General features: G+C 64.8%; 11 protein-coding genes. 9 read left to right on the forward strand and 2 right to left on the reverse strand.

What is annotated here, in order from left to right:
• Nucleotides 1–610: 610 nt before the first annotated feature.
• The 5 genes from CUJ91_RS33960 to CUJ91_RS35260 all read left to right on the forward strand — a co-directional run bounded on the left by CUJ91_RS33960 (nucleotide 611) and on the right by CUJ91_RS35260 (nucleotide 5,020).
• The gene (locus tag CUJ91_RS33960) at nucleotides 611–1,081 is read left to right on the forward strand and encodes a hypothetical protein (RefSeq protein ID WP_153067608.1); all 471 of its coding nucleotides are present in this window, start codon (nucleotides 611–613) and stop codon (nucleotides 1,079–1,081) included.
• A 704-nt stretch (nucleotides 1,082–1,785) separates the two neighbouring features.
• Entirely contained in the window at nucleotides 1,786–2,883 is a 1,098-nt protein-coding gene (locus CUJ91_RS03560) for an integrase domain-containing protein (RefSeq protein ID WP_006048618.1), read from the forward strand.
• Nucleotides 2,884–2,892: 9 nt separating this feature from the next.
• A complete protein-coding gene (locus CUJ91_RS03565; protein ID WP_006048617.1) occupies nucleotides 2,893–3,276 on the forward strand; it encodes a hypothetical protein in 384 nt (127 codons plus the stop codon).
• 234 nt (nucleotides 3,277–3,510) lie between these two features.
• The gene (locus CUJ91_RS03570; protein ID WP_006048616.1) at nucleotides 3,511–4,158 is read left to right on the forward strand and encodes a hypothetical protein; all 648 of its coding nucleotides are present in this window, start codon (nucleotides 3,511–3,513) and stop codon (nucleotides 4,156–4,158) included.
• A 727-nt stretch (nucleotides 4,159–4,885) separates the two neighbouring features.
• The gene (locus tag CUJ91_RS35260; protein WP_425273891.1) at nucleotides 4,886–5,020 is read left to right on the forward strand and encodes a FitA-like ribbon-helix-helix domain-containing protein; all 135 of its coding nucleotides are present in this window, start codon (nucleotides 4,886–4,888) and stop codon (nucleotides 5,018–5,020) included.
• Nucleotides 5,021–5,282: 262 nt separating this feature from the next.
• Here the strand turns inward: CUJ91_RS35260 and CUJ91_RS03585 are convergent, their stop codons facing one another.
• The gene (locus CUJ91_RS03585) at nucleotides 5,283–6,383 is read right to left on the reverse strand and encodes an MraY family glycosyltransferase (protein WP_006048615.1); all 1,101 of its coding nucleotides are present in this window, start codon (nucleotides 6,381–6,383) and stop codon (nucleotides 5,283–5,285) included.
• Nucleotides 6,384–6,635: 252 nt separating this feature from the next.
• On the opposite strand from CUJ91_RS03585, the gene CUJ91_RS03590 reads away from it, so the two are divergent.
• Nucleotides 6,636–8,285, forward strand: coding sequence for a methyl-accepting chemotaxis protein (locus CUJ91_RS03590; RefSeq protein ID WP_006048614.1), 1,650 nt, complete (start codon nucleotides 6,636–6,638; stop codon nucleotides 8,283–8,285).
• A gap of 75 nt (nucleotides 8,286–8,360) precedes the next feature.
• Here the strand turns inward: CUJ91_RS03590 and CUJ91_RS03595 are convergent, their stop codons facing one another.
• Nucleotides 8,361–8,795: a diacylglycerol kinase gene (locus tag CUJ91_RS03595; protein WP_374709762.1), complete on the reverse strand. Its 435-nt coding sequence runs from the start codon at nucleotides 8,793–8,795 to the stop codon at nucleotides 8,361–8,363.
• Between the two features lie 276 nt (nucleotides 8,796–9,071).
• On the opposite strand from CUJ91_RS03595, the gene bcsB reads away from it, so the two are divergent.
• From bcsB to CUJ91_RS03610, 3 genes are read left to right on the forward strand one after another with little or no spacing between them, the layout of a single operon-like run.
• Nucleotides 9,072–11,483, forward strand: coding sequence for a cellulose biosynthesis cyclic di-GMP-binding regulatory protein BcsB (bcsB, locus tag CUJ91_RS03600; protein ID WP_114155826.1), 2,412 nt, complete (start codon nucleotides 9,072–9,074; stop codon nucleotides 11,481–11,483).
• The gene (gene bcsZ, locus CUJ91_RS03605; RefSeq protein WP_114155827.1) at nucleotides 11,483–12,913 is read left to right on the forward strand and encodes a cellulose synthase complex periplasmic endoglucanase BcsZ; all 1,431 of its coding nucleotides are present in this window, start codon (nucleotides 11,483–11,485) and stop codon (nucleotides 12,911–12,913) included. The genes bcsB and bcsZ overlap by 1 nt, the downstream gene beginning before the upstream one ends.
• Complete coding sequence (locus CUJ91_RS03610) at nucleotides 12,892–17,112, forward strand: cellulose synthase subunit BcsC-related outer membrane protein (protein ID WP_114155828.1); 4,221 nt, start codon at nucleotides 12,892–12,894, stop codon at nucleotides 17,110–17,112. The genes bcsZ and CUJ91_RS03610 overlap by 22 nt, the downstream gene beginning before the upstream one ends.
• Nucleotide 17,113: the final 1 nt, after the last annotated feature.

Here is a 17,113-nt window from a genome sequence, read left to right on the forward strand (position 1 = left end):
CGTAAGATCTGGCAGGCAAGTCCACGGGCAAGAAACGACCGACGAACCCATACCGGCAGGGGACGGGTCAGCACGTAGTCGTTGAGAACGATGGCGAGCACGAACTGCGCGAGCAACTGATGCATCAGCTCCGGCAGTGCAGTAACTATCAGAACAATCTGACGAAGGGCGCATGTCTTCCGTAGGTTCACGCAGCACAATTGTGGGAGCGCGAAGCGGGGCGCCCGGCACGCGCGTGGAGCAAGGTGCCAGAAAGCAGTTCAGCGAAAGACCCCCCGTTTTCGTGATCTTTCGCCGCCGCAGAGCCCTTTGCGGACCGCTATAGTCACTCCATCCCCGCGTTTTCAACGCATCGACAAGACGAATCGAAAGATTCCCTCCGTTTTCTTTTCTCTATCCAACGACTCCATTCGCGGCAGCCCGGCTGCCAATTCTGGTGTTCCGTCTGGACCATCAACCCGGCATGTGTGGTCACCGGGCAGTGAACCTCACCTCCTTTCCTTGACAAGGCTGCCTACGGACTTGTGTCCGTGGGGCGGTCGATGTCTTGCCGGAGATTCGCCTTTATTACTTTTTTCCTAGTGGAGCAGTCGTGAACAATGGAGCAATCGTGAAATTTGTAAACGTTGAAGTTTCTTACGAGGGCGGCACCGTATTGGGAGACCGCGTGCTGCTTGACCTCAAGTCAGCACATGTCACTCTGCCGCCGCGCCTTGCTTCCCTGATGGAAGTGCTGAATCGGTGTGATCAGCTGAAATCGTTTGTCGCAGATTGCGGCGGCACCCGATACCTGGTGAAGCATGAAACAGGGCGAGGGTACTTTGTTGACTTCAGTGCGCCTTGCCGTCGTGGGTTCGCTGCAGGCGCTATGCACCTCTTTTCATCTTCTCCTGCGCAGCGACGGCTCAACGGGCGCTTCGCTCATATGCTTAGCGCGATGGCGCTCATTGGAGCGTGCTTTGAAGTAGCCACGATGCATGGTTTCAGCTGGCATTCCCTGCTTGAACCTCTTTGTCTTGGTGTATCGTCGATCGCGCTCTTTGTCGTCGGGCATCGCTGTTTCGCAGCCCGTTGTCTTTGAGGATGTGTTGCACCGCCGCCGAGGCGGTGCAACACCTTATGTCCGATGCCAGCAAGCGGTAACTGGTGGAGGAGAGTCAGTGGTGCCGGCTCCTTCGAGAGCGATACCACCAGACAATGTTCGGCGCAAAGGTGTGATTCCGGCCGATCTCGCCAGTCTCACGCGCTATGTACGTCACATGCAACGCCAGACGAAGCTCAGCTACGCGAGCAAGCGATCTGGCAGTCGGTGGCTGCGATGTTCTGCATGATGGCGGATCATCTGCAGCGTACGGCATCGCCTTAACCGGCTTCCTCTCGAAAATGCCTTGTCGCCCGCAACAGTTATTGCGGCGTAAGCGCTCCTGATGCGATTGCGGTCAGTTTCGTCACTGGACACGTGACTCAGGCAGCACCGGACCACGGGCCACCTGGTACCTCCGGCAAATCGCGCCACTTGGCGGCATTCGCCGTCCTCTCCCATTACTTCACCCAGAAGGCCTATCCGTCACGGATCCCACAGCTCAACGCAGTACCGGCCCTCCTTGCGAAGCACGAACCAACCTATGCGCCTGGCTCGCCCCGGTCCAGCGCTTTCAATACAGGCACTGCAGGCAGCGCCGTCGAACATGACATGCCTTGCAAAAGCCGTTATTCCGGGGACCTGTTCGCGTCACGCGCGCGCGAATCACGGGTTAGTACGCGCGCACACCGGAGGTTCCGACGATGAGCATGATGTCAAAAGCGGTACACGATGCAGCGGTAAGCAGCAAAAGAGCGGGCGGCAGCTTCGCAACACAGCAGAACAGACGGCTGGATACAACAGGGCTCCTGCGCTTCGCCCGGCAGGTAGGTGAGATGCGCGCATCCATCACGGAGATCCCTGCATGGGTAATTCGCGCCTATGCGCAATACAACGTCGCGCAAGGCAAAGCAGCAGGCACGCTCGCGAATATGTTCTCGGCTATCCGTGTGACGTCTCGCCACGCCGGTCACGACATAAACGAGGTCTGCAGCAATGAAAGCCTCGAACTCGGCCGACGCGTCAGGATGGGAGCGAAGCGGGCAATGACGGCTGCAGAAGTTGACGCACTGCTCGCGCGGGCGAGCAGGGTGGACACGGGACTCGTCCACATGATCTCGCTGGCACTTCATCTCGGGCTCCGAAGAAAGGAGGCGCTGATGTGCGCACCCGATCTGCAGATGTGGCTTGATGGCCTTGCGCGCGGTGACGCGACGCTTGCACTGATGCGCGGCTCGAAAAACGCAAGGCCACGGCAGGTGCGCATCATCGCGAGCGAGCGTGAACGGACGACCGAGGCCGTCCGCGCTGCTCTTGCCTACAGCCGCGAGCATGACCTTCAACTGGTCACGGGGCAACAGAAAACGCTCAAGTCGTCGATGAACCGACTGAAAGCCTTGCTTCGTCGTGCGGGCATGACGGGAACGCTCAGCTTCCATTCGCTTCGCTACACCTATGCGCTCCAGAGCGCGTTGGAGATGCTGGAAGCGGGGATGGCCCCGTATGAGGTGCTCATTGAACTGAGCGAATCACTCGGGCATGGGCCAACACGGGTGCAGATGATTCTGGCGCACTACTGTCAGCCCATCAAAGGCAGGTTCCAAAACCACGTCTCCGAGCAACACATCGCGGCGGTACGTCGGCGCAAGCCATCGCCCTTGCCGCGTGCACGGGCACGTCTACTGGCGAAATATCGGCACCAAGAATTGAGCGGCCATCCGATCGGGCGGCGGGACATGTCACGCGGTCCGGTAGCTGCACCCGGTTGGCCGTCGACCGACAAGCGGAAATCACAACCCTGAGGTGTTTGCATGTCTGGAATCCTGCTGGTTCGGGAGGCGACACGTTGCGCCGAAGAGATCGGACTTAACGAATACATGCGATCGATCACGAGTGCCGTGTGGACCGCATTTGAACATTCTCTGCCGGGCTCGACGTGCCCGGCGCAGCTGGAAGACATCGATGTTCAGCTTGTTGAGCGCTTCATCGCGTCACGCGCTGAGGAATGCACCGATGTCGAAATTCTCCTGCTGGAGATCACCTGCATCAGGTTGACGTTATTAGCGTCCGGTTTTGGTCACAGGAAGCTGGATGCGCTGAGGGTGCGGGTCAAGCGCGAGCGACTGCGCAACGACGCAAATGGCAAGTACCGGTTCGCAAAGACGTTGTGCAGGCCGGCTTCGTCTGTTTCCTGACTTGCTAGCCAGCAGGCGACGCCGGACTGTTCCCCGCGGCGAAGCTACGATCGCTGCCTCCCGTTGCGCTCTTGAAGTTGATTTACCCACTGGAACTAAACGAGTCGTTTTTTGCCGCCCGCATGCGCGCGCCGTTCGGCGGAGAAGATGGACGGTAGCGTGCTCGTCGCGGCGTCGTACGGCGGCGATCGCATTCGGCGCTGTCCAGATGACTAACTAGATACAAGGAAAACCATGTACGTTCACTATGACTACCGTTATGTCATTGCCTGCAGCACTATGGGCAGGGAGATGCGCCGGGAATTTCGCAACCTTGTCAGGGGGAAGGTGCGCGTAACATGCGACCGCCGCACCCAGACAGTGACGCCCGTGTCGGCGGAAGGGCAATGCCGACGGATTGCTGAACTGCTCGAGGGTTTCGAGGCGCTGCGCTCAAGCGGCTTTGCCCTGCAAAGTCCATGGAACTTCAAGACCAAGCATCTGCGCTTTCTGATCGATCGCTGGTCAACACAGCAGATGACCCGCGAAGAACGCGCCGAGCAGTATGAACATTGGTGCCAGTTCCTGCTGTGGATCCGCAAGCAGCAGCTGATTAGTCTGCTAAACGATTTAATGAGGACATTGAACTCGACGGGCACGAACGGCAGTCGTCCGGGTATGCATGCGGTTGCCTATGCGCGGCCCGTCATCCCTATCCTCACGCGCGAGAAGATCATGGAGGTTCTGGACGACCAGCGCGGGAGTCTGACAAGGGCGGCGTGCGCTTTACGGACATCCACACGTTTCATCTATGAGGTGCTGGGTGAGGGGCAGCCGCCGGAAAAGCAGCTCCCCCCCGGGCTTACCATCTTAACTGCAGGCTCAGTGCTGACAGCGGACTAGGTACAGCAGCTGCGCCCGGGAGCTCGCTATTTCCCGGAGGGCCATTCGCGACGCAGTTTGCATCGGAGCACTTCTGCTTGAAACGCCTTACGCGTTCCCGGATGAGCTCCGCTTCATGAGCGGCCGAAAGTTTTTGGCGCTCGAACAGCGCTGGTGCGGGAAACGCTCGGGCGACGCCTGGCGCTCCTCATCTCACATCTGCGAGGAGCCTCGAGCGACCATCTGCTTCGCGCGCTCGTCGGTGCGAAAGTGCGACCGGCTGACCTTAGTGGCATTCGTCTCGCGCGGGGACATGTCAGAAAGCGACTTGTCATCGAGTGCGACGACGCGGGCTTCCTGTACAAGTATCGCCGTGAACCGGAGCAGGCAATGCAGCAGACACGAACGAGGCTGACCGAGACTCCCGAATTTAGCGGGATGTCTCGGATGATATTCGCATCGCAGCGGTCCAGGCATCATCTGCTCTCGGTCGTCTAAGTAAAGTGTGAGTTCGGTCAGTGGCACAAGGATTTGGCTCGCGATTGACGCACGCGTGTCACTTTCGCGATGACCGTGAGCGGCGCAACTTCATCAAGAGCAGTGGTGGCGTGCTCGTCGCTCTAAGCACAGCCGCGAGACAGGCGCTCGGCATTCGGGTTGCAAATCGTTTCACGTCGGCCGCGGAGTGGATGCGTGCACTTCACGCGCCTGACTCTATCGCTGACGCTATCAACGCGTGGAATCATTTGTGGCAAGTCCGCTGTTGAGAGCTCTGGATGGTAAACCCGTCCAGAGCCTGCGGGAGTTGGCCGCAGCGCAGGGGCGCAGCGCTGAAGCCGAGCACCGCAATATCGTGGCAAAGAGATCGGGCGTCTTAGCGTGAGAGCTTCGCCGAAGCGCTGACGAACATCCCTGACGTCGGCTTCGATGCTGATTTCCTGCGTGCCGGCGAAACGGGCGGCGCGGGGGTATCGGCTCGACGTCAAGATCAGCAGCGCAGTCCGGAAGCGTGCCCGCGCGGAGAAGGGCGTCGCGACGCAAAGAAAAGCGCGGCGAACTGGAAGATGGGGCCGATCGAGCCGGTTTGGAGCGCACTGCAATCTGTCGTCGGCCTGCACCGCCGATGCAGTGCGGCGCAACTCGACTTACCGCTTGCCCTTCCTCACCACCATCCACCGCGGCGACTTGAACCGCACGATGCTCACATAGAGCCACACATAAGTCGCCGCGAACACCACCACGAAGCAGAACAGATGCAGCGTATGCCGCCAGAACAGCGTAGCCGGCACCACTGCAATCAGACACAGCAGCCACAAATAAGGCGACGTCAGCGAATTGCGCCGCGTGAGTTCGCGTGCGGTGCGCGTACCGACTGCCCAGCGCATCAGCCGCTTATACACGAGCATATGCAGATGCACGCCATCGGGAATGCCGGGCGACATGCCGCGAATAAACTTCTTCCGGTAAATCGAGAAGCACGTCTCGAAGATCGGATACATGAAGAGCAGCACCGGATACCACGCTGACACATCGCGATTGCGCATCACCAGCATGATCGACAGTTCGGCGAGCATGAAGCCGATGAAATACGCGCCGCCGTCGCCGAGAAAAATCAGACCCGCCGGGAAGTTCCAGATGAAGAAGCCGAGCACCGCGCCCATCATCATGAACGATGCCGACAGCACGATCGGATCGTGCACCTGGAACGCCACGTAGGCGAGCGACGCGAACATCATGAACGCGACCATCGAAGCCAGGCCGTTGAAGCCGTCGATGATATTGATCGCGTTCGCCAGTGCCGCGACCGCGAGCACCGTCACCGCGCACGAAATCACCGCGTACGAGAGCAGAAAGTCGAGCGGCGGCACGCTGATGCGCGTCACCGCGATGTCGAGCAGAAAGTACGCGAGCGCGGCGGCGGCCATCGTGCAGACGAGACGCGCGAGCGGCGACACGCGCTTGGTCAGGTCTTCGACGAGACCCGAGCCGAAGGCCGGCATGCCGCACGCAATGAGTCCGAGGATGCCGCCCGACACCGCAGGGTACGCGCCGTGCAATTGCACCGCCGACGCGATCAGCCCGAGCAGAATGCCCGTTCCGCCGATGCGCGGCACCGGACGCACATGGAATTTCTGCACGCCGGCGAGATCGGTGTCCGTCGAAAATTTTTCATGCAGATGCGCGTAGCGCACGATCAACAGCGTGATCAGCAGTGAAACGAGAAAGCCGAGCGCAAAACTAAGCATGAAAGTGGGCCTGAGCGAAGACGCCGAATTATACAAACGAAACCTTGCGCGCCCGGAAAAGCGCCGGGCTCGCCGATGCCGCCGACTATCCCAGATAGTGAGGCGAGAATGGCCCGGAAAGCCGCGCCAGTCATGGATTTCACCTATTCAGCGAGGCTTGCCGCGAGCCGTTAAGACTGGATGCGGCGAAGTGCGGACAACGCGGGGCAACACGCACTCGCCGCGGATCGACAAGACCGTTCCGGAGAATCCATGCTAAACAACATCACAATTCGTGGCGGCCTGACGCTGGTCATCAGCGTATTCGTTGCCTTTCTGCTGACGGTGATCGGCGTCGGCTATGGCGCGCTGAAGCTCGCCAACAGCAGCCTCGCCGACACGCAGCGCAGCGCGTCGGCGCTCTCGCATCTGAAGGCAAGCTCGGAGAAGCTCCTGCAAGTGCAACTGGCGCTGGGCTCGTATCAAACGCTCTTTAGCATCGGCAAGCAGACCGACGATCTGCTGCCCGCCGCGCACAAGGTGCTGGTCGAGTCCAACAACGACTTCCGCAATTACATGGCCGGCCCGTTTGCGAGCGACGCCGAGCAGAAGCTCGCGCAGAACGTCGAACAGGCGCGCGGCGCGCTCGTCGATAAGGCGATCGAACTCGAGTTCAAGGCGCTCACCGACTTCGACTTCAACACGTTCCGCAACATTCAGGGCGAGACGGCGAACGCGTTTTACGCCACGTATTCGAAGGCCATCGACGCACTCGAACACGCGCAGATCGAGAATCAGCATCGCCAGGCCGCGACCGCGGAACAACGCTTCCAGATGGCGACGCTGCTCTTCGCCGCGATCGGCGCGCTTGCCATCGCGGTGGGCGTGGCGGCGCGCATCGCGTTGTCGGCGGCGCTGATCAAGCCGGTCAACGCGACCGTCAAGCACTTCGAGCGCATGGCCGCAGGCGATCTGACGGTGGCGATCAAGAGCCAGTCGCGCAATGAAATGGGCCAGTTGCTGAGCGCGTTGACGAAGATGCGCGACGGTCTCGTCGAAACGGTCTCGCAAGTGCGCGGCAGCACCACGGCCATCACGCAGGGCGCAAACGAAATCGCGTCGGGCAACACCGATCTGTCGGCGCGCACCGAGCAGCAGGCCGCGGCGCTTCAGCAGACGGCGGCCAGCATGGAGCAGCTTTCCGCGACGGTGAAGCAGAACGCGGACAACGCGAAGCAGGCCAACCGGCTGGCGCATGGCGCGCTCGATACCGTCACGCGCGGCGGCAAGGTCGTGTCGCGCGTGACCGAAACGATGGACGGCATTACGGAGTCGTCGCGCAAGGTGACGGAGATCATCGGCATGATCGAGGGCATTGCGTTTCAGACCAATATTCTCGCGCTGAACGCGGCCGTCGAAGCGGCGCGCGCCGGCGAGCAGGGGCGCGGATTTGCAGTCGTGGCCTCGGAAGTGCGCAGCCTCGCGCAGCGCTCGGGCGCGGCGGCCAAGGAGATCAAGGAGCTGATCGGCGATTCGGCCGCTCAGGTCGAGCAGGGCGCATCGCTCGTCGCCGAGGCAAGCCGCACGATGCACGAGGCGATGCAGTCGGTGGAGCGCGTGACCGGCATCATGGGAGAGATCGAAGCGGCTGCGCTCGAGCAGAGCGACGGCATCGAGCAGGTCAACAAGGCCGTCTCGCAGATCGACGAAGTCACGCAGCACAACGCGGCGCTCGTCGAGGAGGCCGCGGCGGCGGCGAAATCGCTGGAAGAACAGGCGGCGGTTTTGCGCGACGCGGTCGCGGTGTTTCGCGTGGATGGCGCTCAGTCGGCCGGAGCCGCGGATGGCCGCTCGCTGTCGCGTGCCGACACGCGCCGTCCCGTATTGCCGGCGCGCGACGCTTCGCCGCTGCAAGTGGCTTGACGTCGAATGTCGAATGGTGGGCGGGCTTCCGAAGGCCCGCCTTGCGCGCGGCTTCTGAAGCCAGCTCAAAGAAAACTAAAGATAAGCCTCAGCCAGCCTGACGACCACCGGCCCGGCGAGCAGCAGCCAGACCGTCGCGCAGATCAACAGCGACAACGTGACCGCCGCGCTGCCGCAATCCTTGGCCCGTTTTGAAAGCTCGTGCCGCTCCAGCGAAATGCGGTCGATTGCCGCTTCGATACTCGAATTCAGCAACTCGACCAGCAGCACCAGCAGCAGCGACGAAATCAGCAGCACGCGTTCGACCGGCGTGACGGGCAGCAGCAACGCAAACGGCATCAACACCGCGGCGAGCGCGGTTTCCTGACGGAATGCGCTTTCCTCACGCAGGGTCGTAAGGAATCCGTCATAAGAGTGCCGCAGCGCGAACAGTCCGCGCAAGATTCCGCTGCGTTTGGGAGCGACGGGAGACGGCGGCGGATCGTTCGGGCGGCGCATCGATCGGTTCATTCTGGACATCCGCAGAAGCATGCCACACGGGCCTCTGTCTGTGTGGCCGCCGGGTGTTCGCGCTGCTACTGTCTCGCGCACGCGACATCGTGCGGCATCATTTTGAGATTTGCGCTCCAGTTTTCGGCTGCCGTGACGTAAAGCAGTGTGACCTTACCTTCTGTTGTCTTATTATTGCCCCTTCCTTCTATCCCATCAGCATCCCGGCCAGGGAATTGGCTTTGCCACAGCATTGCCAGCAATTGTGCTGCGGGGGCGCGAGAGTCTGATCAGTTCATGAAGCCTGCTGTCTCGTTCTGTGTGTCACTGGTGGCCGGCGCATGCGCGCTCGCAGCGGCTATCTATCCGTCGATGTCGGTGGCCGCGCGTGGCGGCGAAGCGCCGGCGCGCACAACGGTTGTGCCCGCAACCGACGCGTCCTCGGTTTCCGCTGCTGCGTCGGCTGCTTCCGCTGGAATCGCCGGCAAGCTCGCTGCCGCGCCGCTGGCATCTGCGTCTTCTGCCGCCGTGGGCGGATCGTCCGCCGCAACGAGCGCTGGCGCCCTGCGTTTGCCGTTCTCCATGCTCGGCGCCTATCAGACGTTGGCGCTGCGCGGTCTCGACGACACGCGCACGGTCAACGTCGGCGTGCGGCTCGACCGTGTGGTGACGGCCGCGACGCTGCGCCTGCGCTACACGTATTCGCCGTCGCTCGTGTTTCCGATGTCGCACATCAAGGTGTCGGTGAACGGCGAGTCGGTCGCCACGGTGCCGCTGGAGCGCGAACAGGCGGGGCAGGCCGTCACGCGCGACATCGTGCTCGACCCGCGCTTTTTCACCGACTACAACCAGCTCAACCTGAATCTGATCGCGCACTACACGCTCGATCATTGCGAAGACCCGCAAAACTCCGCGCTGTGGGCCGACGTCAGCCCGACGAGCGAACTGATCCTGCAAACGTCGGCGGTCCGTCTGCCGAACGATCTGGCGCTGCTGCCCGCGCCGTTCTTCGACCGCCGCGACGTGTCGCGCCTGCGTTTGCCGTTCCTGTTGCCCGCCAATCCCGACAACGAGACGGTGCGCAGCGCCGGCGTCCTGGCGTCCTGGTTCGGCATGCTGGCCGATTACCGTCAGGCGCGCTTTCCGGTGGTGTCGGGGCTTCCCGCCGACAGCCACGGCGTCGTGATCGGCGTCGCGTCTTCGTTGCCCGCGCAACTGAAGCTGCCCGCGCCGGCCGGCCCGACCTTGATGGTCGTCGACAACCCCGCCGCGCAGGACAAGAAGCTGCTCGTCGTCACGGGCCGCGACGCGGCCGAAGTCGAGCGCGCCGTCGATGCGCTCGTGCTCGGCCGTGCCGCGCTGTCCGGCCCGGCGACGACGGTCGCGCATATCGACATCGGCGAGCCGCGCAAGCCTTACGATGCGCCGCGCTGGGTGCCGGTCGACCGTCCCGTCACGTTCAAGGAACTCGTCGACGACCCGGCGCAGCTGCAGGTCAGCGGCAGCAATCCCGATGCGATCCGCGTGAATCTGCGCGTGCCCGCGGACCTCTTTTCGTGGAGCGGCACGGGCGTTCCGCTCGACCTGCATTACCGCTACACCGCGCCGACGGTGGTCAATAATTCCGCGCTGGCCGTCAACATCAACGATCAGCTCGTCAAGTCGCTGCGTCTGCCGAAAGCGAGCGCCGAGGACGGGCAAGGGCGCATGCAGTTGCCGGTACTCTCGGACCAGCCGAGCCACTCGACCAACTCGATCGACATTCCGGCGTTTCGCGTCGGCAGTTCGAACCAGTTGCAATTGCGCTTTAACCTCGATTCGCAAAAGACCGGCTTGTGCCAGGGCGTCGCGGCGAATCCGGTGCAGGCTGCGGTCGACCCGGATTCGACGATCGACTTCTCGCATTTCGTCCACTACGCGCAGATGCCGAACCTTGCGTTCTTCGCCAACAGCGGCTTTCCGTTCACGCGCTACGCCGATCTTTCGCAGACGGCGGTGGTGATTCCGCCGCATGCGGGCGCCGAGGAACTCGAAGCATTCCTGACGATGATGGGCCACATGGGTCAATGGACCGGCTACCCGTCGTTGCGCGTGCAAGTGATTCGACCCGCGGCGGTTGCGTCGCTCGCGCAAACGAAGGACATGCTGTTCGTCGGCGGCTCGCCCGGCGTGCTTGCGCAAACGCCGTGGCAAGCGGCGCTGCCGCTCACGCTCGGCGCGCTGCAAGGCGCGGCCGGCGGCGCGGGCGGCTCAGGCGCACCGAGTGGCACCGTGCGCGCGTCGTTCTCGGTCAAGGAGCACTGGCGTAACGGCGCGCCCGTCGCCGGCGGCAGCGCACAGCTCGAGCAGGACGGCGCGCTCGCCGCGCTGTTCGGCTTCCAGCAGCCGGGCACCAAGGGGCGCAGCGTGGTCGTCATGCAGGCGACGAGCCCGGCGCATCTGAGCGACATGCTCGATGTGTTCGAACGCGGCGACAGCGTGTCGCGGCTGCAAGGCGATCTCGCGCTGGTCCGCGACGGACAGATCGACAGCCTGCGCGTCGGCGAAACTTATCTGGTCGGCTACGTGCCGTGGTATGCGCGCATCTGGAGCAGCGCGATCAGGCATCCGGTCGTGCTCGGCTTGCTGGGCGCGCTCGGCGGTCTGCTGCTGGCGATCGGCGCCTTTGTCGCACTCCAGGAGCTTGCGGCGCGCCGCCGGGGTCTCTGATGGTGAAGCGCACAGTTCAGGTTCGCGCGAACGGCGTGCAGTCGCCGTCTGTCGGCGTTGCGCGCGTGGCATGGGCACGTCCCGCGCGTCGCGTCGCGTCGGGTGTGTGCGGCGCGGTGCTGGCGTGGCTTGCCGCGGGTGTGGCGCTGGCGCCGGCGAGTGTTGCGGCCGCGGCTTCGGCTGCTTCTTCGGCTGCTAATTCGGCCGCTTCTTCCGCTGCTGCTTCGGCTGGTACTTCGGCTACTTCTTCCGCTGCTACGTCGGCGGCCGGCGCGACCGGCACCGCCGCCTGTCCCGCCCAGGCTTTCCGCGCCTTCGACAATGCCGGCGGCGCGCAATCCACGGTACTCGCCGTTTCCGCCGATTGGCCCGCGTGGGAACAGTTCAGGCGCAAGTTCGTCTCGCCGGACGGCCGCGTGATCGACGTCGGTTCCGACGACGACCGCACGGTCTCCGAAGGCCAATCGTACGGACTGTTCTTTGCGCTCGTCGCCAACGACCGCGCGTCGTTTGATCGTCTGTTGCACTGGACCGAGAACAATCTGGCCGCGGGCGATCTCACGGCCCATCTGCCCGCCTGGCTGTGGGGGCGAGGGCAGGACGGCAAATGGGGCGTGCTCGACAGCAACGCGGCGTCCGACGCCGACTTGTGGATCGCCTATGCGCTGCTCGAAGCGGGGCGTGTCTGGAACGAGCGCAGCTACACGGCGCGCGGCGCGGCGCTTGCCAGGCGCGTGCTTGACGAGGAGACCGCGCGCGTGCCGACGCTCGGCCTCACGCTGTTGCCGGGGCCGACGGGTTTTCATCCCGAGGCCGATTTGTGGCGCGTCAATCCGAGCTACGCGCCGGTTCAGGTGCTGCGTGGCCTCGGTAGCGCGCTGGCTTCTGATCGGCGCTGGCAGGCGCTCGTCGATTCGTCGGCGCGCATGCTCGTCGACTCGGCGCCGCAGGGTTTTTCGCCCGACTGGTCGCTCTATCGCGCGGGCAAGGGCTTTTTGCCCGATCCCGCGACGCATGCCGAGAGCGCGTACAACGCGATTCGCGTGTACTTGTGGATCGGCATGCTCAACGGCAGCGATCCGTTGAAAAGCCGCCTGCTCAATCATTTCACGCCGTTCGCGCGCTATATCGCGGAACACGGAGCGCCGCCCGAGCGCATCGATACGACCGACGCGAAACCCGGAGCGAACGACGGCAACGCGGGCTTTTCGGCTGCGGCGATTCCGTTCCTGATCGCGCGCGGCGAGACGTCGATTGCCGACCGGCAGTCCGCGCGGGTCGACCAGCTCGATGCGCAGACCGCGCCCGGCTATTACACGAGCGTGCTGACGCTGTTCGGCCTCGGCTGGCGCGATGGCCGCTATCGCTTTGCGGCCGATGGGTCGCTCGACTTGCCCTGGAGTTCTGTTTGCCGTCCCGCGAAACGCTAACCGTCGCTGTTCGCGCGCGCTCGCGAATTGCGCGCGCGCTGTGGCTGGCCGGTCTCACGTGCGGCATGCCGCCGCTCGCGCATGCTGTTGCCGCGCAGGAGGCGGCAGCGCAGGCTTCCGGTTCCGCGTCGACGGCGCCGGCGGCGCCGGCCGAGCCGGCACAAGCACGCGCCGCGCGGTCAGCGGGCAAGGGCACGCGCAATGGCGGCGCGGCAGCGGCCAGCGCAACCGTCGCAGCCAGCACGAGTGCCGCAGCCAGCATGAGTGCCGAGGTCAGCAAGAGCGGCGCAGCCCACGCTCGCGCCAGCGCCGATTCCAGCGCCCGCGCCGCAGCGCACGCCAGCGCCAGAGCCGTAGCCGTAGCCAGCGCCGCGGCCAGCGGTAACGCCGCGGCCAGCATCACCACCACCGCCACCCCAAGCACCGCAAACCCCACCCCCGCCGCATCACCCGCCGCATCACCCGCCGATTCCGCCAACATCTCCCGGCTGTACGCAACCGCGCGGCTGTGGAGCGCCAAGCGTCGCGACGACCTCGCCAAGCAGGCAATCGACAAAGCGTTGCTCATCGCGCCGCAATCGCCTGTCCTGCTCGCCGAACTCGTCAGCATTAACTTGCGCCTCGGCCAGGCGCAGGCCGCCCAGGCCGCGTTGACGAAGCTGCACCAGGCCGCGCCCGGCAGCAAACTCGCGCAACAGTCGGACGACGAGTTCCGCGTGGCCACAAGCGGCCGTGGCGAGCTCGCCACGATCCGCCTGCTCGCGCGCAGCGGTCAGTCCGAAGAAGCCGCGCGGCGCCTTGAGGCGCTGTTCCCGCACGGCGCGCCGTCCGGGCCGCTCGGCGCGGAGTACTACAGCATCGTCGCCGGCACGCCGGAGGGCCGGGTGCGTGCGGTCGCCGCGCTGCGCGCGCGGCTCGCCGCCGATCCCGCCGACGCGCAAGCCGCGATGGCGCTCGCCGGCCTGCTCAATCGCAGCAGCGACACGCGGCCCGAGGCCGAGCGCATCGCCCGTTCGCTGGCCACCCGCAAGGATGTGGACCACGGCGCGGCGATGGACCTGTGGCATCGCGTGTTGCAGTCCGCAGGGCCCGATCCGGCCTATGTGCAGGGCTTGAGCGCCTACGTCGCGCTCGCGCCGGACGACACCGAGTTCCACGACCGCCTCGCCGTGGTCAAAGACAAAGTCGACGCCCAACGCCGGCTCGAAAGCAATCCCGATTACATCGCGCAGAAGCGCGGCCTCGCGCTGCTCTCGCGCAACGATCTGGCCGCCGCCGATCCGCTGCTGACACGCGCCGCGCAGGCGCGATCCGATGACGCCGAGGCGGTCGGCGGCCTCGGTCTGCTGCGCATGCGCGAGGGCCGCCAGGACGAGGCGCAAAAGCTCTTTCAGCGCGCCGCGCAACTCGCGCCCGACAATCGCGCGAAGTGGACAGGCCTCGCCCGCACCGCGCAGTTCTGGGCCACGCTCACGCGCGCGCGGCAAGCCGCGGCGGCCGGCCGGCCGGACGAAGCCGCGCGGTTGGCGCGCGAGGCGCTCGCCATGAACGTATCGAATACCGACGCCAAGCTGGTGCTCGCCGACTCGCTGCTTGCGCAAAAAGATTGGGCGAACGCCGAGCCCTTGCTGAAGGAATTGCTGAGCGCCCGCGATCCGAGCCTCGCGACGGTGCGCAGCACCGCGACGCTGTTCGACAACACCGGCCGCGACGAACGCATCGGGCCGCTGCTGGATGCCGTGCAAAACCGCTTCCGCGCGCCGGCGGATCGCGCGGAACTCGCGCAGATTCGCGCGGACAATCTGGTGGCGCAAGCCGAGCGGCTGTCGCAGCAGGGCCTGCGCGCGCAGGCAATCGACCGTTACGAAGCGGCGCTGCGCGCAGCACCGGATTCGCCGTGGACGCGTTTCGCGCTCGCTCGCATCTACCGCGATCTCGGCCTGCCGCAACTCGGCCGCACGGTGATGGACGAAGGGCTCAAGGCTTCCGATTCGCCGGAAATGCATTACGCCGCCGCGCTCTACCGCAATTCCACGGACGACCTGGCCGGCGCGCGCGCGTTGCTCGCGAGCGTACCGGCCGCGAACCAGACCGATGCGATGCGCGCGTTCGGCCGCAATCTGGATGCGCAGCAGGCGCTCGTCACGGCGCGCGCCGCGTATGCCGCGGGCGAGGCGCAGGCGGGCAAAGCCGCGCTCGATCAAGCCGCGGCGCTCGGCGCCGACGACGCGAACCTGACCGCGTCGGTGGGCTCGCTCGAAATCGACATGGGCCAACCGGATCGCGGTCTCGCGCGCCTCGCCGACTGGATGAAGGCGCACCCGCAACAGACCGACGACGACGTCAGGCTGCGCTATGGCGATCTGCTCGGCTCCGCGCATCGCGACGACGAACTCGACGCGTGGCTGCGCGACCTGCGCAACGACGCCGCGTTGACCGCGGCACAGCGCGCGCGGCTGCAGGACCAGTCGGTGCGGCTTGCGCTGCGCCGGACGGACGCCGCGATCGACGCCGGCGACTACCGGCGCGCGGCGGCGGTTCTCGCGGCCGTCGACGAAGAAGGCCAGCGCGATCCGCGCTACACGCTCGAGGTCGCCGATCTGCAGCGCGCGCAGGGCCAATTCGCCGGCGCCCGCGCGACGCTCGAAAAACTGCTCGCCGAGCATCCCGACGATCCCGATGCGCAGCTTGCGTTGGCCCGCGTGCTTCAGGAAAGCGGCAAGCGTCGCGAGGCGCTCGATCTCGTGCACGGCGTTGTCGAGCAAAGCGCGCCCGACGACATCGATACGCGGCTCTCGGCGGCGCGCCGGCTGGCCGCGTTGCGCCGGCCGTATGAAGCACAGACGCTGACCGACGAACTGGCGAGCGCGTTTCCCGACCGCTACGACGTGACTGCGCAGCGGGGGCGCATCAGCGAGGACCTCGGCCGCTACGACGACGCGGCGGCGCTGTATCGCAAGTCCGAGATGCAGGAGCGCAGCGCCGGCGTGAGTCCCGGTCCGAACGGCACGCCGGCGCAAGTGGCGTTGAGCGATCTCGAGCAGCGCCGCGATCCGTCGATTGAAGCGGCGTGGTATCCGGCCTACAAGTCCGGCGACGAGGGCATCTCGAACTATCACGCGCAGCAGGTGCCGGTCTATGCGCAGTTGCCGGTCGGTTACGACGGACATGTGTTCGCGCATGTCGACGTCGTCAATCTCGATGCGGGCACGCTGAGCAGCTCCGACTCGAGTCTGCTCGACACGCTCGGCACGCACGCGGCGCTGACGGATAGCAGCACCGCCGCGGTGGCGAGCTTCCATCAGCATGCGACCGGTGCGGGCGGCGGCATCGGCTACCGGTCGGACAATCTGCGGTTCGATCTCGGCACGACGCCGATCGGCTTCCCCGTGCATTACCTCGTGGGCGGCGTGCGCTACCGCATGGCCGGCGACGACAGCAGCTTCACCGTCAATCTGTCGCGGCGGCCGCAAACCAGCAGTGAACTGTCGTACGCGGGGCTTCGCGATCCGTGGACGGGCGCGGTCTGGGGCGGCGTGCGCCGCGACGGGCTGGATGTGCATTCTTCCGTCGACGTCGGCCGCGTGAACCTGTTCGCCGACGTCGGCGCCGGGATGTTCACCGGCCGCAACGTCGCTTCCAATACCGGCGTCACGCTGCGCACGGGAGCGACCGTGCCGGTCTTCGAGCGCGCCGACATGAGAGTCAGCACCGGCGTGGTCGGCAATGCATGGCACTATGCGAACAATCTGCGGTTCTACACTTTCGGCCAGGGCGGCTATTACAGCCCGCAGCGCTATCTGTCGCTCGGTTTCCCGGTCGAATGGCAGGGCCGCCGCGGCGCGTGGCGCTGGGATCTGACCGCGACGGTCGGCGTGTCGAACTCGTATGAGCGCAGTTCGCCGTTTTATCCGAACGGTCTGCCGGCGTCGGCGGCGCTGAACCCGGCGGCGCTGAGCAACAGCAACAACGTGTATGGGGCCAGCTCGACGCGCGGCGTGTCGTTCCTTTACGGCCTGACCGGCGTCGTCGAACACCGTTTCAGTCCGCATCTGGTGGCCGGGCTGCTGTTCGACATCGACCGCTCGCACGATTACGCACCGAGCTCCGCGATGGTCTATGTGCGCTACAACCTGGATGCTCGCAAGCCGGATACGAGCCTGTCGCCGACGCCGACGCGTCTGTATTCGAGCTATTGAG

The sequence above is a fragment of the Paraburkholderia graminis genome, assembly GCF_003330785.1.
Taxonomy (GTDB): Bacteria; Pseudomonadota; Gammaproteobacteria; order Burkholderiales; family Burkholderiaceae; genus Paraburkholderia; species Paraburkholderia graminis.